Consider the following 26415-nt stretch of genomic DNA (forward strand, 5'->3'; position numbering starts at 1 on the left):
TATGATCAAAAAGCACTATCATCGCGGAATAATAACTGTTTTGCTTTGTTTATCCATGTTGGGTTTGCAGGCACAAACTTGGCTAAATGTTATGGATTTTGGTGCACGGAAAGACAGTACCGGAAGTAATACATTGGTTATCAAAAAAGCTATTGCAGCTGCTGCAAATAAAGGCGGCGGTACGGTCTATTTCCCGGCTGGAAAATACGTGACTGGACCAATTCATCTGAAAAGTAATATTACGATTCATATCGATGCTGGTGCTGAGTTGCATTTTAGCGATAATTTTGATGATTATTTACCCATGGTAGAATCCCGTTGGGAAGGAACTGCTGTAACCAATTTTTCGCCATTATTCTATGGCAATAACCTCGAAAATATTAGTATTCAAGGCCGTGGTACGATCGACGGACACGGTAAAAAGTGGTGGGGCTATTCGGAGGTCGAAGTTAAAAAACAGACTGAAGACAGTAAATGGCAAAAGGAGTTTAAACGCCTCAATAAGGATGTTTTGGCTCCGGATCTTCCGGGATGGATCGAAAGAGGATTTTTACGCCCGCCTTTTATACAGTTCTTAAATTGTAAAAATGTACAGATCAAAGATATTAAAATTCAAAATTCGCCATTTTGGACAATTAACCCACAATATTGTGATAATGTCACCGTGGATGGTGTGACGATCGATAACCCGCCCTCGCCTAATACCGATGGCATTAACCCAGAATCATGTTCCAATGTTCGTATCGCCAATTGCCACATTAGTGTGGGGGATGATTGTATTACCATAAAATCTGGCAAGGATCGTTCAGGAAGAAAGATCAATATTCCGGCAGAGAATTATACGATTACAAACTGTACAATGCTTCGGGGACATGGTGGTGTAGTTATTGGAAGCGAGATGTCGGGTGGCGTGAAAAATATTGTGATTTCCAACTGTATTTTCGATGGAACAGATCGCGGTATACGTTTAAAGACGGCAAGGGGTAGAGGGGGGATCGTGGAAAATATTCAAGTATCCAATATTGTCATGCGGGATATTAGAGATCAAGCAATCGTCATGGATATGGAATATGCCAAAAGTGAACCGGGGCCTATTAGTGAACGCACGCCTAAGTTCAGAAATATCTATATTAACAATTTATCTGGGACAACAAACCGTATTGGCTATATGCGCGGCTTGGAAGAGATGCCCATAGAGAATGTGGTGTTTTCGGATATTAATATGCAGGGAAGTACCGGTTTTTCAGCGCTTAATGTTACTGGGTTGACATTGAATAACGTAAACGTAGCAATCAAACAAGGTCCATTATTGTCTGTCAATAACGGGAAAGAACTGAATATATTAAATGTAAAAAACACGACACCGGTGGTAGATAAATCGCTCATCGAGCTGGAAAACTGTAAATCAGTCGATGTGCAGAGCTGTTTTCCTACAATAGGCACAGCGTTATTTTTAGACTTGGTTGGCTCCGCGAATGAGTCTATTTATGTTCATGGCAATAATCTGGCTAGCGTAAAGCAAATTCTCCGCGGTACCTACAAAAGTGGTCAGTTCTCATCAAATATAAACCCTTTGGAAATAAAATAATGCGTTTATACCTGTATCTCATAGTGTCGGTTTTATCGATATGCCCCCTGGGTTCCGTTTTGGCACAAGCACGTGTGTGGTTTGATCGTCCTGCCCAACAGTGGGAGGAGGCCTTACCTATTGGTAATGGACGGCTAGGAGCCATGGTTTATGGGGGAGTTGGGAATGAAGAGTTACAGTTTAATGAAGAGACATTATGGACAGATGGACCACGGAATTACAATAAAAAAGGCGCATCAAAGTATCTTCAAAACATTAGAGACCTACTTGATCGCGGCCATCAGAAAGAAGCAGAATCTTTGGCAATGCAGGAGTTTATGGGGCTTAAAAGTGAATCGGAGGACCCTGTTGTTTGGTTGGAAAAGATCGGAAGCATCCGTAAGCAGAGACATGGCCCTTTTGAATTCGCTTTTGACGATAGCAAATGGCCGCGTATAGCGGTTCCACACTATGAAGGTTGGGAGAGTAAGGGGCTGGAAGGATTGGACGGGGCGGTTTGGTTTCGTTATGAGTTTAACCTTTCAAAAAATGAGCTCGCAGCGCACTGGTCGTTGGATTTAAATAAAATCCGAACCATCGATTATACCTACGTCAATGGTAAGCTCGTCGGTCAGTCAACGGGCGATGATACCAGAAGATTGTATCAAATTCCTGCAGGTTTATTGCGGGAAGGGAGAAATAGTATTGCGATTCAGGTTATCAATCTAGAAGGAAAGGGTGGTGTAGCTGGGTATAAAGACCCCAAACAATCAATAGGGCTAAAAAGTAACAGCGGGAAATGTGTCTCGCTAAATGGACAGTGGAAATACGATATTCAAGATCAAAATAGTCCTAAAATAGGCAGTTATCAAGCATCTTATCAGCCTTTCGGTTCGTTACATTTACAGTTCGATCACCACGTCGCGGAAAACTATAGTCGGATACTCGATTTGGATAAGGGCGAAGTCCGTGTCAATTACGGCTCAAATGGGGTGCATTATAGGAGAACCTATTTTGCGAGCAATCCCAACAACTTTATTGGCCTGTGGTTGCAAGCCGATAAAAAAAACAAAATATCCTTCCGTCTCGCTTTGAAGACCAAACATCAGCAGGCTAAAGTTCTTCAGCTCGATGACTCGTCAATTCGTCTTGAGGTAGGGGTGAAAAATGGCGCGATGCGCGGGACGGCGCTCGTACACATCAAATTGAAAAGGGGAAAGGTGTCTTTTGAAGGAGATGAACTCGTTGTGAAACAGGCGGATGAAGCTCAAATTCTGCTGACTGCGGCAACTAATTTTAAAACTTATCAACAGTTGAATGAGCAGTATGCTACTATGGCATTGGAGCGGTTCAAGAATTTATGTCAGCTAAACTTTGATCAATTGTATCAAAGCCATCAAAAAGATTATCAACGGTTGTATCATCGTTTTGCAATCGATCTTGGTGCTGGAAACCAGCTTGATACAATCCCGATAGATAGAAGATTAAAACGCGCTGTAGAGCATGCTGATCCTGGGCTAGTAGCGCTTTATGTACAATTTGCCCGTTATTTACAGATTGCTGCGTCAAGGGAAGGAAGCCAACCTATGAATCTTCAAGGGATATGGAATCCGGCTTTGGAACCTTCCTGGGGGAGTAAATATACAACCAATATTAATCTAGAAATGAACTATTGGCCGACGGAAGCTCTCAATCTTTCAGCACTACAACAACCCTTATTTGGAAAGATTAGGGATCTTAGTATAGCAGGTCGGGAAACTGCCAAGGAATATTACGCGGCACGCGGATGGGTATTGCATCATAACACGGATATTTGGTGTGGAACTGCACCCATAAACAACTCCAATCATGGTATATGGCCCACAGGCGGTGCCTGGTTGGTACGTCACCTTTGGGAACATTATCAATTTACACAAGACCTAAATTTTTTAAAGGAATATTATCCAATTATCAAGGATGCAACCTTATTTTTTAAAGATTTTCTAGTTATAGACATCACAACAGGATGGTGGGTTAGCTCTCCCTCAAACTCTCCGGAAAATGGAGGTTTAGTCAAAGGGCCTACCATGGATCATCAGATTATTCGTTCGTTGTTTGATATTTTCAGTAAAAGTTCTAAGTTATTGGATAGAGATATTCCCTTGCGGGATTCAATTATGAAGATGCGTGATGGGATAGCACCTAATCAAATTGGTCAATATGGGCAACTCCAGGAGTGGTTGACAGATTTGGACGATCCAGAGAACAAACATCGACATGTATCCCATTTGTGGGGGTTATTTCCAGGAGATGAAATCAATATGACGCATGCACCACAATTGGTTGAAGCGGCAAAACGTTCGTTGGTACTACGTGGAGATGAAGGAACAGGCTGGAGCCTGGCCTGGAAAATTAATTTTTGGGCTAGATTAAAAGACGCCCCGCATGCTTATCACATGGTAAAAATGCTATTGCGGCCGGCTGGTAGCGGTGGTGGTTCTTACCCCAATTTATTTGATGCCCATCCACCATTTCAGATCGACGGAAATTTCGGCGGAGCATCTGGAATTATCGAGATGTTGCTTCAAAGTCATATCAATGGGATTGAATTATTACCAGCATTGCCAGCAGAAATGAGCAGGGGTAAAGTAAATGGACTTAGAGCGCGTGAAGCTTTTCAGGTTGATATGGAATGGAAAGACAATCAATTATTGGAGGTGACAGTTGCATCGCTTTCTGGAAAAGAACTCCATTTGCGTTATGCCGGTCGTGAAGTAAAGATGAAAACAGAGAAAGGCAAATCTTATGTCTTCGATCAAGAATTGAAGTTAAAGAAATAATGATGACCAGATGGATGCTGTTGAGTAGGCTGTTTTGCTGTGCCTGTATGTTATTGTACGGAGTGTTTTCCTATGGTCAAAAAATTCGTAAAACGATTGCACTGGATACAGGGTGGCTGACGATAATGGACCAAAAAGATTCTGCGAGGTACAGCGGATTTCACCGTTTGTCTTTTAATACAGACAAAGATTGGAGGAAAGTAAATGTTCCTCATAACTGGGATAGTTACGAAGGATACCGCAGATTGCTGCATGGCAATTTACACGGTTACTCGTGGTATCGAAAAACTTTCTGCCTAAAACAGCAAAGGGATAAAAATAGGTTCTATTTATTTTTTGAGGGAGTAGGATCCTATGCAACAGTTTGGTTAAACGGCATACGGGTAGGATATCATGCAGGGGGAAGAACCACATTTACATTGGATGTGACTGATGCAATCAAATTAGATGGGAGTCCCAACCTTTTAGCTGTTCGAGCCGACCACCCGGCACATATCATGGACCTTCCCTGGGTAGACGGGGGCTGTTCGACAGAAAGAGGATTTTCCGAAGGATCGCAGCCGATGGGAATCTTTAGGCCGGTGAGTCTATTGATTAAAAATGAAGTGTCTATTACGCCTTTTGGCGAGCATTATTGGAACGACGAAACAGTTGATCATAAAAAGGCTGTTGTGCATCAGATCGTCGAGGTAAGTAATAAAAGCCGAGAAAGTAAAGACGTGGAGGTTGTGACGGAAGTGTTGGATCAGAAAGGGAAAGTAGTTCTTCGATCCACCTCAGAAGATCAGATAAAAGGAAACATTACGAAGCAAGTTCGCTTGAAAGATCTTGTATTGACAAATCCGCAATTATGGTCTTCGGAGTCACCCTATTTGTATCGTATGAAAATGCAGCTCAAAATTGGGCGAAGGATTATCGACGAAATAGAAACACCTTATGGAATTCGTACTGTACGATGGTCAAAAGGTTTGATGCCTTCAGGTGATCCACGTCTATTAATCAATGGAGACCCCATATTTATTAACGGTATCGCTGAATATGAGCATAAATTAGGTCAATCGCATGCTTTTGATAAGGAGGAGATTGATGCTCGAATCAGGCAAATTAGGACACTCGGATTTAACTCCTTCCGTGATGCCCACCAGCCGCATAACCTGCATTATCAACAAGCATGGGATCGACATGGTATTTTATTATGGACACAGCTTGCAGCACATATCTGGTTTGATACACCCGCCTTTCGGGAGAATTTCAAAAAATTGTTAACAGAATGGGTGCGCGAACGTCGAAATAGTCCATCGGTAATTTTGTGGGGCCTTGAAAATGAAAGTACACTGCCGGAAGATTTTGCACGTGAGTGTACGGCACTAATTCGGAAATTAGATCCTACGGCATCCATACAACGGTTAGTGACGACATGTAATGGCGGTAGTGGAACGGATTGGGATGTTCCACAAAATTGGACCGGTACGTATGGGGGAGATCAAAAGACCTATGGCGACGATCTAAAAAAGCAACAGCTTGTGGGGGAGTATGGTGCTTGGCGAAGCTTGGGCTTACATGCCGAACCACCTTATCTTCCCAACGAAAATAACTACAACGAGGAGCGCTTTGCTGATATTTTACAAACTAAAGTACGTTTGGCGGATGCTGTTAAAAACAGTGCTGTTGGACATTATCTATGGCTTTGGAACTCACATGATAATCCGGGCCGTATTCAGGGGGGAGAAGGAAATCGGGATATCGACCGGATTGGTCCAGTTAACTATAAAGGCTTATTGACGCCTTGGGGTGAACCGACAGATGCTTATTACATGTACCTGTCCCATTTTGGCAGTAAAGCAAATCCAATGGTTTATATCGCGATGCATTCCTGGCCAAATCGTTGGTTAGCACCAGGTATTAAAAACAATATCCGTATTTTTTCTAATTGTGATGAAGTGGAATTGTTTAATGATCTTGGTTCGGTTTCTCTAGGGAAGAAACAACATCCCGGATTTGGCCGGCATTTTGAATTTAACGGTGTTGATGTGAGATATAATGTCTTGTATGCCGAGGGAAGAATAGGGGGAAAAGTTGTTAGTCGTGATACCATTATCCTACAGAACCTTCCCGAAAGTCCACATTTTGGTGATTTGTATAACACCCCATCGGAGATTCTAAAACCAGATCCGGGATATCACTATCTGTACCGTGTTAACTGTGGCGGCGATAATTATACAGATGAATATGGAGGATACTGGAAAGCCGACCAACCTTATCGGTCCAAATTGGGCTGGGGCAGCAAGTCTTGGGCAGATCATTTTGAGGGGATGAACACTAATTTTGCTAGTCAACGGATAATTTTCGACCCAATTAAAGGAACGAAAGACTGGCCGCTTTTTCAGACCTTCCGCTATGGACTGGATAAGTTGGGCTATCAATTTGACTTACCTAATGGAGATTATTTGGTCGAACTCTATTTTGCCGAACCCTGGTACGGGAGGTTTTCATCCGGAAAAGGAGATCGTATTTTTGACATTGCTATTAATGGTCAGATTGTAGAACATAAGTTTGATATTTATAAAGATGCAGGGTTCCAGCGCGCAGTCAGAAAAAAGTATTCTATCAAGGTAGTTGACGGAAAGATTTTTATCGATTTCCCACGCGTTTATGCTGGACAAGCAGTGATACAAGCTATTGCCATTGCCACAAAGGAGCATGTTCATCTAATTTCAGAATCTAGCGATCAAAATCATTATAATCTAGACGTAGCGCGTCAAAATATAAAACTCCATAGTTGGCTGGATATCGGCAGTATATTGAAAAAGGAAGGGAATAAGGTAACATCGTTTTTCTCATTGCCACCATCCTTGTATGGTTCAGAGTATTTCGAGCTTGATAGCAATCGAGCCTATCGTCTATGTTTTAAAGAACCAACCAACGTTTTCTATCTAGGGAATAGGAAGCCTGAAGGTTTTGAAGATACCAAAGACAGCGTTCAATTGAATACGGGAAAATATTTTGCAGTATTCCGTAAGGTATTGAAGGCTGGGGAGGAGATTTTTCTAAAAACGCAGCGTTGCGGTGAGGTTGTGGTCTTTCAGCAGCAAAGCGGTCTTATGCCAGTTTATGACTTGAAAGAGGTTAAAAATTATAAGGCCTATCAAACCGGATGGCGGGAAGGTGTCTCCGAAATCGAGTTTGTTGGACAAAAGCGTTTGGCATTTAACAGCAAAGATGGTTATATCGGTTGGCAATTTCAGGTTGGTGCGGCCGACGTGTATTCATTATCGATGAAGTATCATAATCCATTTAAGGAGGTACGTCATGGTTATTATGAAATTTTAGACAAAGATAAGCATATATTGGTGCCCAAAACCGCAATACAATTGGAACCTACGCGCTCAGGCAAATGGAATTATATCAATACTGATACAAAGACGATGATTAATGCAGGAACCTATTTTGTAAAATTGTATTCTATTGATTCAGAAGGTGTTATTTTCGATGGTTTAGAGGTTAAATAATATGTAAGTCAGGATAGTACATGACGGTTGTCCGTAAAATTTTCAGTTATATTGAACACTTAAAACTTTTTATGTCATTTTGACAATTAATAATAATAGTTTTGAGCTTAAATAAAGTGAAGGGACACTTTATTACGATTTAATAAATAACCAAAAAGGGATAAACCATTTCATGCCTATGAAACGTTTTGCATTATTCACGTTTTTATTTTTAAGTGTATCTATGACATTTAGTCAAACAGAAGACGCTTATTGGAAAACCATTACAGATCGATCCGAAAAAATTGTTGCGAAATTGGCGCTACAGGATCAAGCCAAACAAAAAAAATCTGTTTACATTATTCGTGACCAGTATTATCTTTTAAATGCTTGTTATACACTTCGTGATTTAAAAATCAAGGAGAATACCGATAAGAGTCTAAAAGAGCAGATCACGCAGGAAACGCTACAGGAAACCACCAATTTAAATCAAGCTTTCGTAAAACGGCTAAAAGAAGTTTTAACAGATCAAGAAGTTGAAGCAGTTAAAAACGGTATGACGTATAATGTCTATCCGAATACCGTGAAAGCCTATCAGGATATGATCCCTCGCCTTACAAAAGACGAAGTGCATATGATCGACAGCTTGCTTTATGATGCGCGGGATTTTGCGATGCAGGCTGAATCTTCGGAAAAAAAGCACGCTTGGTTCGGCAAATATAAAGGTAGAATCAATAACTATTTGGCTTCCCACGGCTATAATTTAAAAGAAGAAGGCGACAAGTGGGCCGAAAGACTCAAAAAAACAAACCAATAAACACAATAGACCCAAATTATGAATCACTTTGTATTCCCCAAGAAATCCTCTATTCGGTTAGCAAAGTTGTTAGCCATTGGAATAATGGTGGGCGGGGCCTTCCCCTCCTTCTCCTATGGAGCCAACTCAAGTGAACTCAATCTACTTTTTTTTAAAAATATAACAGGAAAGGTAGTTGACCAAAATGGAAAGCCCTTGGAAGGCGTTACTATATCCATTAAAGGAACAAATACCGCAACTTCTACAGATAAAGACGGTACATTTCGATTAAATCTGCCAGTCGGAAATGAGATTTTGATCATCAATCACGTTGGTTATAAACGGCTGGAGTTTCCAGCTGGAAACCAAAATGTGTTAACCATACGGATGGAAGCTGCTAATCAAGAGTTGGATGAGGTTGTTGCTGTAGGATATACCACACAGAAAAAAGCCCATTTAACCGGTGCGGTAGTGGATATTAAAGCGGAAGAAATCGAAGAGCTGCCTACCACCAATATCGGAGCGGCCTTAGCTGGCCGTTTATTAGGGGTAGGAGTCAGTGGAGGAATTAGTAGACCCGGATCTAAAGCAAGTTTAACCGTAAGACAACCGATTAATTATGGAAAGGACGTGGGCTCGTCAGATCCTCTGTATGTTATCGATGGAGTGATTCAGGTAAATGGACAGAATCAACCTGATGTGACCTTGTTTAACAATCTAGATCCTTCTGAAATTGAGAGCCTATCTATTTTAAAGGATGGAGCGGCAGCTGTTTATGGTGTTAAAGGAGCCAATGGCGTAGTGTTGGTCACTACTAAACGGGGAAAAGTAGGGACACCAAAAATCAGTTATAATGGTTCTTACGCCATCAACGATGAAGCTTATCGCACAAAAATGATGAATGCATACCAATATGGGATGTATTTTAATATCATGAATGGCCCAAATGGAGCGAATGTGAAGTCTACAGATGCTAGCTATGTAAACCGGATTTTTTCTCAGGATGAAATGGATTATTTTAAAGATCATTCCTATAATTGGCTAGACGATGCCTGGAAATCGAGTTACCTTACTCGACATTCTTTGAATGTCTCTGGGGGTACTGAGGTCGCGACGTATTTTGCTAATATCGCTTACAATAAACAGGATGGAAATTTAGGAACATTAAATTATGACCGCTGGAATTTCCGGGCTGGAAGTGATATTAAAGTGGCTAGTAACTTTAAAGTAGGACTACAGGTTTCTGGTAATACTGGAGATCTTCAGAAAACTTTTAATAAAATCGGAGGTGAAAACGACGAGAATGATTATAAAAATCTGTTAATGGCATCACCTTATATTCCTGCCTATGTGGATGGTTTACCAGTACGATTACCCGGAAATTCGGGCGATTTGTCCGCTTATCATTATTTTGAACTTCAACGATTGGGTAATTTGGCGACAAGTAACAATAGACAGTTTACAGTGAATCTAAACGGTGAATATCAAGCTCCTTGGTTAAAGGGCTTGACATTAAGGATGTCTTATAATAAAAACCTGATGAATGGTCGGGGCACGCAGGTGGGAACCAAATACCAGACATACGAGTTTACCCGAATGGGCGAAAATCAGCATATTTATGACGGAGCCATTAATCCAAAAGCACTGACTTTTAGCAATGGAAATCGGGTTTATTTCTCAAATTCAAGTGGTGATAATTATCAATTGAATTTTACGGCTTTTTACGATAAGCAGTGGAAAAAGCATAATTTCTCTGGATTATTTTCTGTTGAAAAAGCTGAGGCAAAGAGCTCACAGGAAGATGTATGGAAAGAAGATCCAATTGATCAAACCAATGGTCAGTTCAGTACTGCTTTTGGAGCTGTTGATGGCCGAACCGCGGCCTATGAATCTGGGACATTGAGTTATCTTGGTAGAATAAACTATCGGTATGGTGAAAAGTATTTGGCCGAGATCCTATTTCGATCTGATGCTTCAACAAAATTTGCACCGGAAAATTATTGGGGTAAGTTTTATAATATTTCAGCAGGTTGGGTAATCAGTGAAGAGGATTTCTTCAAAGTCAAGGGAGTTGATTATTTAAAATTACGTTTTTCACATGGTAAAATGGGACGTGATGATTTTACTCCTTGGGCATGGCGTCAGCGTTATACATTCCAAGTTGGCAAGGGGGCAGTTTTTGGTGGAAATGGTAATTCTACTACTGGGATGCGTATGGAAAAAACAGCCAACCGCGCAGCAACTTGGAGTGATGAATATAAAAACAATCTCGGTTTGGATGCGCGCTTTTTAAATAATCGTTTATCGGCAACTATTGAGGGATATTATACCAAAGGATCTAATATTCTTATTGAACGTACAGGAAATATCGCAATTACAGTTGGGGGGTCTGTCGCTGGTGAAAATTTTGGAAAGGTGAATACTTATGGTATGGAGCTTGGTCTTGGTTGGCAAGACAAGATCAACGATTTTAGTTATGGTGTGAGTTCACGCTTTTCATGGGGCGATAATAAAGTCGTTCAGATGAACTTTAACGATACTGATATATTATATCCTTGGAATGCCAAACCTGGAGCATCGTCGGATAACGGCATGTGGGGATATGACTATATCGGTATGTTCAAATCTCAACAAGATATAGATAATTATGTTAGCCAGTATAATATTACAGAAGTGTTTGGTACAAAAGCTCAAGATCTAAAACCAGGCATGTTATACTATAAAGATGTTCGTGGTGCAATGCAAGCGGATGGTAGTTTTGCTGCGCCGGATGGGATTATCAATACCAATGATCAAGTACAATTAGCGAAACGGAAAGATAATCATTATGGATTTGGGATGACTTTTAGAGTGGGTTATAAAGGTATCACAGCTGAAGCAGTCATCGCAGGTTCTTTTGGTGGATATGCCGAAATTAATGATCGGAATAAATTAAACAATGATATTTCTAGAACTTATACCAACTTGCCTGTCATTTGGGGCGATATCTACGATCCGGTGCTAAACCCGACGGGTACAATGCCTAATCCCAATTGGTCCGATATCTATAATGTCAGCTCAAGTTTTTGGACTGTTTCGGCATTTCGGATGCGCATGACAAGCTTTAACGTAGGGTATAAATTACCTGAAAAATTTATCAAGTATCTAAAAATTTCAAATGCGCGGGCTTTTGTAAGTGCAATGAATCCGATGAGTTTATATAATCCGTATGGTTACAAAGATGGTAACGGCGGTGCTTGGGACTCTTATCCGAACTTGAGAACCTATTCTTTCGGGGTTAATTTAACCTTGTAATATTCAAAAGGTGAAGGTGATTAATGTATGTCCAAAGTGAACTAAGGTCTAAAAAACTTTATTGTGATATATAAATAAAAGATGAAAAAATATCGGTTGAAAAACTAATCTTGTAGGTGCTAGAATAATGAAATAGGATACCTTAAAGACTCCGATTTAACAGATAAAATTATTAGAGAAATACACGAATAAATAATTATTCTGATGAAAAAAATAAAAATTTTAAATATAGTACTACTGGGTCTGTTGTTGACAGGACAGTCGTGTAAAGATGATTTTTTGGAAGAAAAGCGAGATTTGACGGCGGTCAATGAAGAAGTATTCAAGGATCCGGTATTAGCGCAATCTTACGTGGATTACGTCTATGGTATGTTCTTGCCAGCAACGAATGCACAGTCCTTTATTGTCACACAAAATGCATCAGAAAATGGAACCTATAATACCATTTTTACACAAACTACAGATGAATTAGCTGGTGAGACAGATTATAATAAGGAATGGGCAGCAATATCCTATGTTAATAATCATGCTAACAAATATTTTGGGCAGCGGATGAGCACCAGTATTGCCAATAACGTTTGGACCAGACTTAGAGAAATTAACCTTTTTTTGAGTGAAATAGATAAGTATGGTATTGCGGAGGAAACGAGAAATAAATTGAAAGGACAAATGTACTTTTGGCGTGCGTTCCAATATTTTGATTTAGTTCGTCTGTATGGAGGTGTGCCATTGATTCTTGAACCACAAAATCCAACAATGGGAGAAAATGAAGCAAACTCTGTTTCCCGTAGCAAAACCTCAGAATGTATAGAACAAATCGTAAAAGATCTAGATCTGGCAAAAAGTTTATTGCCTGGGAAGTGGGATGACGCTAATTGGGGTAGAATTACAAGTGGTGCAGCCGCGGCCCTAAAAGGTCGCGTATTGTTGACCTATGCTAGTCCACAGTTTAACCCAAACGATTCGCGCGAAAGATGGCTAGCGGCCTATAATGCAAACTTAGAGGCTAGACAGCTGCTTGAACAAAATGGTTATGGTCTTTTTGAAACAGGTGGTACAGCAAATGGAAAGGCATGGGGAGATATTTGGATGAAAGAAGTAGGTAATCCTGAAGCAGTATTAGTGTATGGCTTTAATAACGTGACTTATGGCTCTAACCTCGCTAAAAATAATGGTTGGGAACAGGCTATTCGTCCAAAAGATATTTTTGGTGGAGGCTCAATTTCACCAACAAAACAGATTTTAGATGCATTTCCAATGTTGGACGGCAAAAATATAGGCGACCCTACTTCGGCGTACACGTATAGCCCTAACAAATTTTATAAAAATAGAGATCCACGCTTTGCGAAAACATTTGTTTATAATGGTGCTTTGTTTCCTTATAACGGCGCTACCAGTTATCGACAATGGACTTACTATTGGAAAAAAACCGCCTCAGCAAGTTATACGACAACCGAAACAAAAGGAGCAAATAGCAGTGGGATTTATTTAAAAAAGGGATCTAATCCGAACGCGACAAATACCTACGGCGTCGCATCAGGTTTTCAGCAGAGCGGAACAGATTTTATTGAATTACGTTTTGCAGAGGTTGTTCTAAACCTGGCGGAATCAGCAATTGGAGCAGATAAACTTCAGGAGGGCTTGGAAGGTATCATGAAAATTCGTGCGCGAGCGGGTATTGAAAATAAAGATGGTGCTTATGGATTGAGTGAGTCATTGGGTAATAGAGATAAGCTATTTGGTTCTATAATCAACGAAAGAAAAATTGAATTCGCATACGAAGGAAAACGATTTTTTGATTTAAGACGTTGGAAATTATTTGAGGAGAACTCAACAACAGCACAACGTATAGGGGTAAAACCATTGAATGGTACAAGAAGGACTGGCCTACTTATTACGCTTAAGAATAATGGCCAAGAATATATTGGTAGCGATGATCCTCTATTGAAAAGAGGTGCTACCGCACCTATCATTGAAAGAGAACCATCTACATTCCCAGAGGGAATTTCCGATCAGGAGCAATATTTAGATTATCTGTATGATAACTATTTTGTAGTAACCGAGCGAGATGATCTGGACCGTACCAATGCAACACCAAAATGGACGTTTAAATGGTATCCACAATATTACTTCTTTGGACTGAATCAGACCATATTGAGTACCTCTCCTTATTTACAACAGACTACAGGGTGGGATAGCATGAATGGAGCGGGAACTTTTGATCCTTTAAAATAGTTTTTTTGTAGAAAATATTAAGGCAATGTATGTGAATTGTGACATACATTGCTTTTAATAAATGTATAATTGACATATATTTGAAATAGAAATTATAAATCCTACTAACTAGATAAACATGTTACATAAAATAACGCTGACAGCATTGTTGAGTCTTTTTACATCAATAGCTTTTTGTCAGTATCCAAAAATCCCGGAAGACGTTAAGAAAAATACAGATGAGCTGATGCGTAAAGCCACCCAACAATCGGATGAAGCTTGGCAAAAAGCCCTACCTGTCATAGAAGAATACGCAAAACAAGGTAAGCCTTATATTCCTTGGGCTGGCCGGCCTGACGATTTACCTCAAGCGACTATACCTGCATTTCCTGAAGCAGAAGGAGGGGGCAAATTTACTTTTGGTGGTCGTGGCGGTAAAGTGTATGTGGTCACAAGTTTGGAGGACAATGGGCCGGGGTCATTGCGTGAAGCCTGTGAAAAGGGAGGTCCACGTATTATCGTATTTAATGTTTCGGGTATCATACGCCTTAAAACACCATTAATTATTCGTGCGCCTTATGTGACGATTGCCGGACAATCTGCACCAGGTGATGGTGTCTGCGTGGCTGGTGAATCCGTTTGGATCAATACACATGATGTTTTGATCCGGCATATGCGTTTTAGAAGGGGCGAAACCTATGTCGGTCGTAGAGATGATGCCATCGGAGGTAATCCCGTCGGAAATATTATGATCGATCACGTTTCGGCAAGCTGGGGCCTGGATGAAAATATGTCTATGTACCGTCATATGTATAATGATAGTACCGGTAAAGCGGAAGAGAAGCGTGGTACAGTCAATATTACGATTCAGAATTCTATTTTCTCTGAAGCCCTGGATACCTGGAACCACGCCTTCGGTAGTACCTTAGGCGGGGAAAACTGTACATTCATGCGCAATCTATGGGCAAATAATGCCGCGCGTAATCCGTCGATCGGTTGGAACGGCCTATTTAACTTTTACAACAACGTTGTTTACAACTGGGTGCATCGCTCAATAGACGGTGGTGATTACCAAGCGACATACAATATTGTCAACAATTATTTTAAACCAGGGCCAGCAACGCCATTGGACCAGCCCGTAAGTTACCGCATCTTGAAACCCGAATCCGGCAGAAGTAAATTGTCATACGTGGTATTTGGCCGTGCACATGTCAAAGGCAATATCGTGGAAGGGAACGCTAAAGTCACTTCAAACAACTGGGATGGCGGTGTCCAATTAGAAAATAAAAAGGGTAATGCAATGACTTTCGATGAAGCGCAACCTTACTTTGCCGCGATGAGCGTAAAAGAGCAATTTCCACATGCTCACTTTCCGGTGATGACAGCACAAGAAACCTACGGTTTTGTTCTTGATCATGCCGGAGCGACTTTACCTAAACGAGATCCTGTGGATACACGGGTTATTGCAGATGTGAAAAATGGTAAGCCAGTCAAACTTTTGAGCAATGTGAAATTACCTGAAAAAGATTTTGAACACAGAAGATTGCCAAAAGATTCGTATAAGATCGGCATTATTACTGACATATCCCAAGTAGGTGGGTATCCAGTTTATCAGGGTAAACCATACAAAGATACGGACAACGATGGTATTCCTGATGATGTCGAAAAACAAATGGGACTAAACCCGAATGACCCGAGCGATTCGGCAAAAATTACAGCATCAGGTTACGCGAACATTGAACTCTATCTGAATAAGTTGGCTGCTAAATAATTGCTGCTGGAATGCCCCTGTTTAGGCGACAGATACAGCATCAAATAGGCTGGGGTATTTGATATAACCGATAAAAATAAACTGAGCTTGCGGGCTTATGTTAATCATATACATATGAAACCATTATTTAGTCGAAATACCATGTTACTATTGGGTTTAATAAGCCCAATAACTGCATTAGCACAATATCCAGTTATTCCAGATTCTTTGAAGAAATTGGCTGCTGAACGGGAAAATATGGAAAACATACGTTTAGAAAAGGTGTGGGCGAAGGCACAGGAAGTTATAAAGAAAGAGGGCAAGCCTTATATTCCTTGGGCTGCCAAACCTAGTGACTTGCCGCAGGCAAAAATAAAAGCCTTCCCTGGGGCTGAAGGTGCTGGTGCATTTACTGCTGGCGGCCGAGGGGGAAAGGTCTTTGTGGTCAGTAGTTTAGCTGATAGTGGTCCTGGGACCCTAAGAGAAGCCTGTGAGGCTGGCGGCGCACGTATCGTTGTTTTCAATGTTGCAGGTATAATTCGACTTGAGAGACCGATTGTCGTCAAAGCCCCTTATATCACGATTGCTGGACAGACGGCTCCTGGAGATGGTGTGTGTGTTGCCGGAGAGTCTTTTTTGATTGATACACATGATGTCATTTTACGCTTTTTACGTTTACGCCGCGGTGAAACTGACGTAACGCGTCGTGACGATGCTGTGGGTGGGAATGTGGTCGGCAATATTATGATTGATCACGTATCAGCAAGCTGGGGTTTGGATGAAAATATGTCGATCTATCGGCATGTATACGACCGCGAAGGCAAAAATCTCAAATTGCCTACAGTAAATATTACGATCCAGAATTCCATCTTTTCTGAAGCATTGGATGCGTACAACCATGCTTTTGGAAGTACAATAGGTGGCCTGAACAGTACCTTTATGCGTAATCTTTGGGCTTCAAATATCAGCCGCAATCCCTCTATCGGAATGTATGGCGACTTTGGATTTGTCAACAATGTTATTTGGAACTGGTGGAACAGAAGCGCTGATGGCGGTGACAATAAATCGTTGTTCAATTTTATCAATAATTACTACAAACCCGGGCCAATTACGCCCAAAGATAAGCCCATTGCTTACCGTATCTTAAAGCCAGAGTCTGGAAGAGATAAAGCATTTAAAGACAAGTATGGAAAGGTGTATGCCCATGGGAATGTTGTAGAAGGTTTTCCAAAGGTCACTGAAAATAACTGGGCTGGCGGAATTCAGATCGAGGATCTACCGAATGTAGGTAACCGTGAAAAAGAAATCCGCGTGGATAAAGCTTTTCCAATGGCACCCGTTACCACACTATCCGCACAGGATGCCTACAGCTATGTACTTAAAAATGTCGGCGCATTTCTACCAAAGCAGGACGCGGTTGATCAACGGATCATCAGGCAAGTGTCTGAGAATAGCGTCTATTATGATACAACGAAAGCGCAACATGGCTTTGTATCGCCTTATGTTAAGCGACGCCTCCCAGAAGATTCTTACAAACAGGGAATTATATCGGATATCGCTCAGGTCGGTGGTTATCCAACTTATGTGGGGGAGCCGTATCAAGATTCAGACAATGACGGTATTCCGGATAATGTGGAGAAGAGCATGGGGTTAAACCCCAATGATCCGGGTGATTCTAGAAAAATTGCTAAAAATGGCTATGCCAATATTGAGAATTATTTAAATGGGGTTGTTGCATTAGATGCTGTCGTGCCCAAAAAATAAAAAATAACCATGAGAAAAAGAATGCTGTTCTTTTCTTGTCTCGGACTATATGCCTTTATTTCTTCTGCACTTGCACAACAAATGAAGGCATATCCTCCTTTGGTATGGGATGAGACAAAGGTTGTTTACCATGCGGATTCGCTTGGAAACCAAATTCCTGATTTTTCCTATGCAGGATACAAAGGGGGCAATGAGGCTATCCCTACAGGACAGATTGCTGTCGTTGTTCCTATAAAATCAGGTGATGCAACGCAACGTCTACAGGCTGCCATCAACTACGTTTCAACATTGCCAATGGGCAAAGATGGATTACGAGGAGTGATACTTTTAGAAGCCGGGACTTATACGGTTTCGGGATCCCTTACATTGCATACCTCAGGTGTTGTTCTTCGGGGTAGTGGTTTTACAAAAAGTGGGACCATGATCATCGGCGAAGGCACGACTAGAGAGACACTCATCCGTGTGCTTGGAAAAGATGATATGATCGTTGGTAAAAAGGCCAACGTAACGAGTACCTACGTCCCTGTTAATTCACGGGTTTTGGAGATTGATCATAGTGATTCCTATAAAGCTGGTGATAAAATTAGGATTACAAGACCTTCTACCCAGGATTGGATTAATCAGCTTGGTACCGATCATTTCGGCGGAGGGATTACTTCCTTAGGTTGGAAGCCTGGACAACGTGATGTTCGCTGGGACAGAACCATTGTTGCTGTGAAAGGCAATCGTATCGAGATCGATGCCCCAATCACAACGGCATTGGATCAACGTTATGGCCAAGCGACCTTAGAACAATATACTTGGAAAGGAAGAATCGAAAATGTCGGTATAGAAAATATTGCACTTAAATCTGCATTCGATGCGAATAACCCGAAAGACGAAGACCATCGCTGGATGGCCATTACCATTGAAAATGCAGAAAATGTATGGGTTCGTCGCATGCAGTTCCGGCATTTTGCAGGATCAGCCGTTTACGCTTTGGCAAGTACCCAAAAATTAACGGTTGAAGATTGTATTTCCCTAGATCCGGTTTCAGAAATCGGGGGCCAGAGAAGATATACTTTCTTTACAAAAGGACAACAGACCTTATTTCAACGGCTTTATTCTGAGCAGGGCTATCATGACTTCGCAGTGGGCTACCTCGCAGCAGGGCCAAATGCTTTCGTCCAATGCCAGGCAGTGGAGCCTTTCAGTTTTAGTGGTGGGGTAGACAGCTGGGCGTCCGGAATTCTTTTTGATAATGCAGACATTGATGCGCAGGCGCTGAGCTATAAAAACCGGGGTCAAGATGGCCAAGGAGCAGGTTGGTCAGCAGCAAATTCTGTATTCTGGCAGTCGACAGCTGGACTTGTAGAGTGCTATCAACCGCCAACAGCACAGAACTGGGCTTTTGGAATTTGGTCCCAGTTTCAGGGAGACGGGTATTGGGAGCAGTCTAACGAATACATTAAACCCAAAAGTTTATATTACGCCCAGTTGCGCGAAAGGATTGGCCAGATTGCTGATGAGCGGGCGATACTGTTGCCAGTGCCAACCGAAGCGTCCAGTAGCCCTCCCGTCAGTGTTGCCGTCGAGTTGACACGTCAGTCTGAAAACCCAATGCCTAAGCTGGTTGATTTTATTGCTGAAGCGAACAAACGTTATACCTTAAATACCACGGCAACTAGGGTAAAAACCATCGATCAAATTGGCTATCAAGAGCTCGTTCCCGCAAAAAGACAGGCGGATATGTGTGTGGTGAACGGTTGGTTGGTACGTGGCGATAAGGTACTCTTTGGAGCAAAATCGGATGTGCCCTGGTGGAATGGTAGCGCTCGACCTCATGGTGCTGAGAAAGCGAAACCACATATCACACGCTATGTACCCGGAGAGGTCGGGACTGGGCTGACAGATGATCTTGATGCGATGACAGATTCGTTGCGTAATGACAATATCCTTGCCATCGATCACAATTACGGGCTTTGGTACGATCGGAGACGTGATGATCACGAACGTATTCGTCGGATCAATGGGGAGGTTTGGCCTCCGTTTTATGAGCTCCCTTTTGCACGTAGTGGTCAGGGATTAGCCTATGATGGCCTGTCTAAGTATGATTTGACAAAGTACAATAAATTTTACTGGGGACGCTTGAAACAATACGCAGATTTAGCTGATCAAAAAGGTTTGGCCCTGATCCATCAAAATTATTTTCAGCACAATATTATTGAAGCTGGAGCGCATTATGCAGACTTCCCATGGCGTACGGCTAATAATATAAACAATGTTGGTTTTCCAGAGCCGGTACCTTATGCTGGTAATAAGCGCATTTTCATGGCAGAGCAGTTTTACGATATTGATAACCCTATTCGCCGGGAATTACATCGCGCTTACATCCGTCAATGTTTAGATAACTTTAAAGACAATTCGGGAGTCATTCAGATGATCGGTGCCGAATATACCGGACCGCTGCATTTCGTTCAGTTTTGGATCGACGTGATCAAAGAATGGAAGGCTGAGACCGGAAAGAACCCCATTATTGGTTTGAGTGCAACGAAAGATGTACAAGATGCCATTTTAGCGGATGAAGAACGTGCCAAAGAAATTCAGGTCATTGATATCCGCTACTGGTACTACCAGGCCGACGGAAAAAGCTATGCCCCCCAAGGTGGGCAGAATCTGGCACCGCGTCAGCATGCACGATTATTGAAGCCCAAGAAAACATCGATGGAAGCCGTTTATAAAGCGGTATCCGAATACCGTACAAAATATCCGGATAAAGCGGTGGTATACTATGCTGACAATTATCCAACGATGGCCTGGGCGTCTTTTATGGCGGGCGGTTCCATGGCCAGCTTACCTAAAATCGGGAACAACGATTTCTACCGCGCCGCATCGACCATGAAAGCCACAGAGGTCAATGGTACTTGGTTATTAAAAGGCGCTAATGGTATTATCGTTTACAAAGATAAATCCAAGGAAGAAGACATCGATTTATCCGATTATAAAGGACGTTTTGAAATGACACATATCAATCCAAAGAATGGAGCAATCATCAAGACGGAGAAGATCAATTTAGGAAAGCATATTCATTTGAACAATTATACAGAAGGACCAGAAATTATTTGGTTAAATAAGAAATAACCCATGTCTATTCGTAAGAAACTTATATTATTTACAGTTGCAGGAGCACTTTTTTCGTGTACGGCCAATAAGGAGCCGAAACACGTCGCATTATTGAAGATATCGGAAAATGGCCGATACATGATGACCGAAGATGGACAGCCTTTCTTTTGGTTGGGTGATACAGGCTGGTTATTGTTTAATAAACTAAACCGGACCGAAGCTGATCAATACTTGGAAGATCGTAAACAAAAAGGTTTCAATGTCATTCAGGCCATGGTCTTGCATACCGTTCCTTCTGTAAATGTTTATGGAGATTCTTCGGTCGTCAATAAAGATATTTCTCGACCACTTGTGACTAAAGGGAATAATCCGGATAACGCAACGGAGTATGATTATTGGGATCACATCGATTATATCATTGACAAGGCTGCTGAAAAAGGACTCTATGTGGCTTTAGTACCTGTTTGGGGATCACCGGTGAAAGATGGGAAAGTGTCAGTGGACCAGGCGGGAAAGTATGCAGCATTCCTTGCCGAGCGTTGGAAAGATCGTCCGAATATCATTTGGTTAAATGGGGGTGATATCAAAGGATCCGACAAGATGGAAGTGTGGGATAAGATCGGTCAGACAATCAAATCGATCGATAAAAATCATCTGATGACCTATCATCCAAGAGGTCGGGCGGCTTCTTCGGACTGGTTCCACGATAGACCTTGGCTGGATTTCAATATGGTGCAATCTGGACACCGCACCTACGCGCAGGACACTTCTGCGAATGAACAGAAACATTATGGCGAAGATAACTGGAAGTTTATGGCAGCAGACTGGGATATGAAGCCTGTTAAGCCAACGATCGACGGAGAACCTTCTTATGAAGGCATTCCACAGGGCTTACACGACATTACCCAGCCACGGTGGACAGATGCAGACGTAAGGCGATACGGTTACTGGTCTGTATTTGCTGGGGCATTTGGTTATACCTATGGACAAAACTCAGTCATGCAGATGCATGGAAAGCAAGATTCCACTTCGGCCTATGGTTCGGATGAGCTGTGGAGTTCGGCAATCAATGCACCCGGTGCCGCTCAGATGAAATATTTGAAGAAGCTTCTGCTCTCTAGAGACCATTACTTTGATCGTGTTCCAGATCAATCGCTGATAGCCGATAATGGCGAAAAATACAATCGTTTACTGGCGACAAGAACTGCTGATTATGCATTTATCTACAATTACAACGGTAGGGAAATGAAAATTAATATGGGAAAAATCAAAGGGGATAAAGTAAAAGCGTCCTGGTTTGACCCACGGAATGGGTCGACCAAGGTGATCGGAGAGTTTGAAAATAACGGTGTACAAATTTTTGTGCCTGAGGGCGGACAAAAGGACGGAAACGATTGGGTATTGATCTTAGATAGCATTTAATGAGGAATTTGGTCAAATTGTTTATTTTATTTAGTGTGGCATCGCTCTTGGCTTCCTGTCAGCGGGATGTTTACCTATTTACCTCATTCCACGAACCTGCCAATGAAGGTTTGCGCTATTTGTATAGCAAAGACGGATACCATTGGAATGCGATTAATGGGGTGTATTTAAAGCCTGAATTGGGAAAACAGAAAATCATGCGTGATCCGTCGATGATCCGGGATAAACAAGGTATTTATCATCTGGTATGGACCATTGGCTGGCAGGGAAATGAAGGGATCGGTTATGCCAGTTCAAAAGATTTGATCCATTGGGAAAACCAACAGATTATCCCTGTTATGCAACAAGAGGCAACAACCGTCAATGTCTGGGCGCCAGAACTATTTTATGATGATGTGGAAGATCGGTTTATTGTTATTTGGGCCTCCACCATCCCTTATCGCTTTGCGAAGGGTGTGGAAGAGGAAAAAAATAATCACCGGATGTACTATACGACAACAAAGGATTTTAAATCTTTTACGGCAACCAAATTATTTAGCGATCCGGGGTTTAGCATCATTGATGCGGTCATTGTCAAGAAGGCGGAAAAAGATTATGTATTGGTACTGAAAGATAATACGCGGCCCAACCGAAATCTAAAGGTGGCTTTTGCGAAAAATCCCTTGGGACCATTTCAACAGGTTTCTGAGCCTTTCTCGCCGTATTTAAGCGAGGGACCATCCGTACTTAAAGTAAAAAATCAGTGGTTGATCTATTTTGATTCCTATGGAAGTAAGAGTTATGAGGCTTTGTCCACCAAAGATTTTAAGGTTTTCGAAAAGATCAACGACAAAATTTCTGTGCCAAAAGGGCATAAGCATGGAACGATTTTCAAAGCATCCAGCAGAGATTTAAAAAATTTGCTTCGGGAGGAAGCCAAAAAGAAATAATATGACGATCAAATCAGTATTAGTAAGTCTATCGTTGGCTGCTGTCGTGCAACAGGTGGTAGCACAGCAAGATACGGTGAGGTATATAGGAAAGACATTATCCAATGTGGATTATCACCATGGACAGTTGACGCCTGCTGTGGGTACGCACAATATCCAGGTGTTTCGAGCAAACAGAGAATTCCCTGAATTGGCTGGCGGACATAATTTTACCTATAACCACCAACCTTTTTTAGCCTATTGGAACGATACTTATTATTTACAGTTCTTGAGCAATCCCGTGGGCGAGCATATTGCAGAAGGAAAGACCTTGTTGCTGACATCAAAAGATGGCCGCAATTGGTCCAAGCCAACGGATCTATTCCCGACGTATCTGGTTCCGGAAGGTTTTACCAAGCCGGGACGAACTGATAAGGCTGGGAAAAATTTATATGCAATCATGCATCAGCGTATGGGCTTTTATCATGCAAAGAATGATAAATTGCTGACGCTTGCTTACTACGGTGTAGCCCTGGATGCCAAGGACGATCCAAATGATGGGAATGGTCTTGGACGTGTCGTCCGGGAAATCCACAAAGATGGTAGCTTTGGGCCAATCTATTTTATTCACTTCAATGCCTCTTTCGATGAGAAGGGTGCCAAATATCCTTTTTATAAAAAGAGCAAGGATAAGGCCTTTGTACAAGCTTGTGACGAGCTGCTGGGCACACCGCTTATGATGCAACAATGGGTAGAGGAGTCCGACCGAAACGATCCATTAATTCCTTTACAGCGTCCAGTAAAAGCGTTTTCCTTTTATCATCTCAATGATGGAAGGGTCGTCGGCTTATGGAAGCATGCATTGACATCGATGAGCAAGGACAACGGAAAGACCTGGCAATACTCACCGTTGCGTGCCCCCGGATTTGTGAACAGCAATGCGAAGATCTGGGGACAAAAAACATCCGACGGGCGCTACGCAACAGTGTATAATCCATCGGAATTCAGATGGCCCCTGGCCGTATCAACCAGCAATGATGGCTTGAACTATACCGATTTGTTATTGGTCAACGGTGAGATCACCACCATGCGTTATGGCGGTAACTATAAGTCTTATGGACCGCAATATGTTCGCGGTATCGTCGAAGGAAATGGCATGGTTCCCGATCGTAACATGTGGTTGACGTACAGTATGAACAAGGAAGATATTTGGACTGCAGTTGTACCTGTTCCGATCAAGTCTACTGTAGATGAAGCCGTGAACGACGATTTTGCAAAAAATGCAGGACAAGCCTATAACAACTGGAATATTTATAGTCCATTGTGGGCAAGTGCCAAGGTTGAAGGAAAAGCTTTGGTCTTGCGTGATAAAGATCCTTTTGACTATGCGAAGGCAGATCGTGTGATTCAATCGGCACAAAAAGGCACCATTGAATTTACCGTAACGCCACAACAAAATGATCACGGCTCTTTACAGATTGAGTTGGTGAATGATAGTGGCTTAGCAGCTGCGAGAATTATTATGGATAAAGATGGCATTATAAAAAATAAAGCCGGGTACCGAAATGCTTCGTTGACGAAATATGAGGCGGGAAAAACGTATCACTTTGCATTGACTTTCAATGTGAGCACCCGCTCTTATCAAGTTGCCATTAACGGAGAGGATAAAGGGACAAAGTTATTTTTCCAACCGGTAAGTAATGTGAGCAAAGTGTCGTTCCGTACGGGCGATGTCAGAAGGTTTCCCAATGCGGATACGGAAACAGATCAGGACTTTGATGTCGAAAATGCGGGAGCTTCGGTAAAAGAAGCCACTTATCAGATTACTTCGTTGAAAGCTCAAAAGCTGAAATAAATGAGATGGTTTATTGTACATATAGCTTTATTGGTAGCCGGTTTTTCGGCAAAGGCGAATGTCATATTGCCGAATATTTTTGCGAATCACATGGTTTTGCAGCGCAACCAACCGGTCGCCATTTTTGGTTCAGCGAGCCCTGGCGAGCAGGTAAGCGTAGCTTTTCAAAACCAGTTGAAGACGACAGAAGCCGATCAAAATGGTCGTTGGAAAGTTGAACTAAAAGCCATGCCGGCAAATGCGGTTGGACAGACGTTGACCATCAGGGGAAACAATACGATCGAGCTTAAAGATGTTTTGGTCGGTGAGGTATGGTTGTGCTCGGGCCAATCGAATATGGAATACCAAATGCGTAAAATTGAGAAAGTTAAAGCTCCGTTGAGAGGTACCTATTTCCCTAAAAACGAAGTTTCCGAAGCAAACAATCCCAATATTCGAATTTTTTTAGTACGCCGAAAATTTCTGGCCAAGTCGGATGGCCAATATGAGGGCTGGGCTGTAGCCCGGGATTCGGCACTGCGTCAATTTTCTGCACCGGCCTATTTCTTCGGGAAAACGCTACAGCAAGAATTGGGTGTTCCTGTAGGCATTATTTCATCAGCTGTGAGCGGCAGCAGAATCGAGCCCTGGTTCTCCGAAGAATATTGGACAAGTTCACCTTATCTGAAAGATAAAAAGAAAGAAGGCGATCCTGGTAAATTCTTTCATACAATGATTGAACCTTTGGCGCCTTATACCTTAAAGGGATTTATTTGGTACCAGGGGGAATCCAATACCTTTCTAAAAGAGAATATTAGTTACAGTTATAAAATGAAGGCACTGATCGAAAATTGGCGGACCATTTGGGGAAATTCCAAATTACCGTTTTATTTTACAGAGATTGCACCATTCTATTATTCCCTGGACGAAAAAGGTCATGTCCGAATGCCGAGAACAGTGTTGCCGGAATTTCGGGAAGCCCAGGATCTGGTTCTCCAACTACCGCATACAGCCCGTATCATTACGACAGATCTGGTCGATGATCCACACGATCTCCATCCAAACTATAAGTGGGAAATCGGCCGGCGCCATGCCCTCCAAGCTTTAAAATATGTCTATCATAAAAATATTGTAGCCGATGGTCCTGAACTAGAGGCCGTAAAATATCAAGGCAAACAAGCGAGGGTAAAATTGAAACATGCTACCGGATTAAAGTCCGTAGACGGCAAGCCCTTAACATCATTTGAAGTTGCGGGTGAGGATGGCATCTTTTATCCAGCACAGGCTGCTATCACCGGACAGACAGTCGTACTTGAAAGTGACCAGGTACAACAGATCCGTCAGATCCGGTTCGGATGGGACGAAGCTGCCCAGCCCAACCTGGTGAATACCGCTGACCTGCCGGCCGCACCTTTTAGAACAAATAATCCATTACAACATATTAAATTGAAATAGTC

General features: G+C 42.1%; 13 protein-coding genes. All 13 read left to right on the forward strand.

What is annotated here, in order from left to right:
* Nucleotide 1 precedes the first annotated feature (1 nt).
* The 13 genes from HMAT_RS15800 (at nucleotide 2) to HMAT_RS15860 (ending at nucleotide 26413) form a co-directional block, all read left to right on the forward strand.
* The gene (locus tag HMAT_RS15800; protein ID WP_104383804.1) at nucleotides 2-1588 is read left to right on the forward strand and encodes a glycoside hydrolase family 28 protein; all 1587 of its coding nucleotides are present in this window, start codon (nucleotides 2-4) and stop codon (nucleotides 1586-1588) included.
* Nucleotides 1588-4386, forward strand: coding sequence for a glycoside hydrolase N-terminal domain-containing protein (locus tag HMAT_RS15805; RefSeq protein WP_104383805.1), 2799 nt, complete (start codon nucleotides 1588-1590; stop codon nucleotides 4384-4386). Before HMAT_RS15800 ends, HMAT_RS15805 begins: the two co-directional genes overlap by 1 nt.
* On the forward strand, nucleotides 4386-7895 hold the full coding sequence (locus tag HMAT_RS15810) for a malectin domain-containing carbohydrate-binding protein (RefSeq protein ID WP_233789370.1): 3510 nt from the start codon (nucleotides 4386-4388) through the stop codon (nucleotides 7893-7895). The genes HMAT_RS15805 and HMAT_RS15810 overlap by 1 nt, the downstream gene beginning before the upstream one ends.
* A 223-nt stretch (nucleotides 7896-8118) precedes the next feature.
* Entirely contained in the window at nucleotides 8119-8691 is a 573-nt protein-coding gene (locus HMAT_RS15815) for a DUF3826 domain-containing protein (protein ID WP_158655901.1), read from the forward strand.
* A gap of 18 nt (nucleotides 8692-8709) precedes the next feature.
* Entirely contained in the window at nucleotides 8710-11964 is a 3255-nt protein-coding gene (locus HMAT_RS15820; protein ID WP_104383807.1) for a SusC/RagA family TonB-linked outer membrane protein, read from the forward strand.
* 204 nt (nucleotides 11965-12168) lie between these two features.
* Nucleotides 12169-14199 carry a RagB/SusD family nutrient uptake outer membrane protein gene (locus tag HMAT_RS15825; protein WP_104383808.1) on the forward strand — a complete coding sequence of 677 codons (2031 nt, stop codon included), beginning with the start codon at nucleotides 12169-12171 and terminating at the stop codon, nucleotides 14197-14199.
* A 118-nt stretch (nucleotides 14200-14317) separates the two neighbouring features.
* Nucleotides 14318-15949 (forward strand): polysaccharide lyase, encoded by a 1632-nt coding sequence (locus HMAT_RS15830; RefSeq protein WP_104383809.1) that lies wholly within the window; start codon nucleotides 14318-14320, stop codon nucleotides 15947-15949.
* A gap of 114 nt (nucleotides 15950-16063) precedes the next feature.
* A complete protein-coding gene (locus HMAT_RS15835) occupies nucleotides 16064-17692 on the forward strand; it encodes a polysaccharide lyase (RefSeq protein WP_104383810.1) in 1629 nt (542 codons plus the stop codon).
* Nucleotides 17693-17701: 9 nt separating this feature from the next.
* The gene (locus tag HMAT_RS15840; RefSeq protein WP_199768681.1) at nucleotides 17702-20812 is read left to right on the forward strand and encodes a DUF6298 domain-containing protein; all 3111 of its coding nucleotides are present in this window, start codon (nucleotides 17702-17704) and stop codon (nucleotides 20810-20812) included.
* Between the two features lie 3 nt (nucleotides 20813-20815).
* Nucleotides 20816-22216, forward strand: coding sequence for a glycoside hydrolase family 140 protein (locus tag HMAT_RS15845; protein ID WP_104383811.1), 1401 nt, complete (start codon nucleotides 20816-20818; stop codon nucleotides 22214-22216).
* Entirely contained in the window at nucleotides 22216-23145 is a 930-nt protein-coding gene (locus tag HMAT_RS15850) for a glycoside hydrolase family 43 protein (protein WP_104383812.1), read from the forward strand. The genes HMAT_RS15845 and HMAT_RS15850 overlap by 1 nt, the downstream gene beginning before the upstream one ends.
* Before the next feature lies 1 nt (nucleotide 23146).
* The gene (locus tag HMAT_RS15855; protein ID WP_104383813.1) at nucleotides 23147-24979 is read left to right on the forward strand and encodes an exo-alpha-sialidase; all 1833 of its coding nucleotides are present in this window, start codon (nucleotides 23147-23149) and stop codon (nucleotides 24977-24979) included.
* Nucleotides 24980-26413, forward strand: a complete 1434-nt coding sequence (locus tag HMAT_RS15860) for a sialate O-acetylesterase (RefSeq protein ID WP_233789372.1) — start codon at nucleotides 24980-24982, stop codon at nucleotides 26411-26413.
* Nucleotides 26414-26415: the final 2 nt, after the last annotated feature.

The sequence above is a fragment of the Sphingobacterium sp. HMA12 genome, from assembly GCF_002933815.1.
Taxonomy (GTDB): Bacteria; Bacteroidota; Bacteroidia; order Sphingobacteriales; family Sphingobacteriaceae; genus Sphingobacterium.

What these genes read in the sequence shown, in the direction of transcription:
- HMAT_RS15800 (WP_104383804.1), top strand. Translation starts at nt 2, where the DNA reads ATGATCAAAAAGCACTATCATCGCGGAATAATAACTGTTTTGCTTTGT.
- HMAT_RS15805 (WP_104383805.1), top strand. Translation starts at nt 1,588, where the DNA reads ATGCGTTTATACCTGTATCTCATAGTGTCGGTTTTATCGATATGCCCC.
- HMAT_RS15810 (WP_233789370.1), top strand. Translation starts at nt 4,386, where the DNA reads ATGATGACCAGATGGATGCTGTTGAGTAGGCTGTTTTGCTGTGCCTGT.
- HMAT_RS15815 (WP_158655901.1), top strand. Translation starts at nt 8,119, where the DNA reads ATGACATTTAGTCAAACAGAAGACGCTTATTGGAAAACCATTACAGAT.
- HMAT_RS15820 (WP_104383807.1), top strand. Translation starts at nt 8,710, where the DNA reads ATGAATCACTTTGTATTCCCCAAGAAATCCTCTATTCGGTTAGCAAAG.
- HMAT_RS15825 (WP_104383808.1), top strand. Translation starts at nt 12,169, where the DNA reads ATGAAAAAAATAAAAATTTTAAATATAGTACTACTGGGTCTGTTGTTG.
- HMAT_RS15830 (WP_104383809.1), top strand. Translation starts at nt 14,318, where the DNA reads ATGTTACATAAAATAACGCTGACAGCATTGTTGAGTCTTTTTACATCA.
- HMAT_RS15835 (WP_104383810.1), top strand. Translation starts at nt 16,064, where the DNA reads ATGAAACCATTATTTAGTCGAAATACCATGTTACTATTGGGTTTAATA.
- HMAT_RS15840 (WP_199768681.1), top strand. Translation starts at nt 17,702, where the DNA reads ATGAGAAAAAGAATGCTGTTCTTTTCTTGTCTCGGACTATATGCCTTT.
- HMAT_RS15845 (WP_104383811.1), top strand. Translation starts at nt 20,816, where the DNA reads ATGTCTATTCGTAAGAAACTTATATTATTTACAGTTGCAGGAGCACTT.
- HMAT_RS15850 (WP_104383812.1), top strand. Translation starts at nt 22,216, where the DNA reads ATGAGGAATTTGGTCAAATTGTTTATTTTATTTAGTGTGGCATCGCTC.
- HMAT_RS15855 (WP_104383813.1), top strand. Translation starts at nt 23,147, where the DNA reads ATGACGATCAAATCAGTATTAGTAAGTCTATCGTTGGCTGCTGTCGTG.
- HMAT_RS15860 (WP_233789372.1), top strand. Translation starts at nt 24,980, where the DNA reads ATGAGATGGTTTATTGTACATATAGCTTTATTGGTAGCCGGTTTTTCG.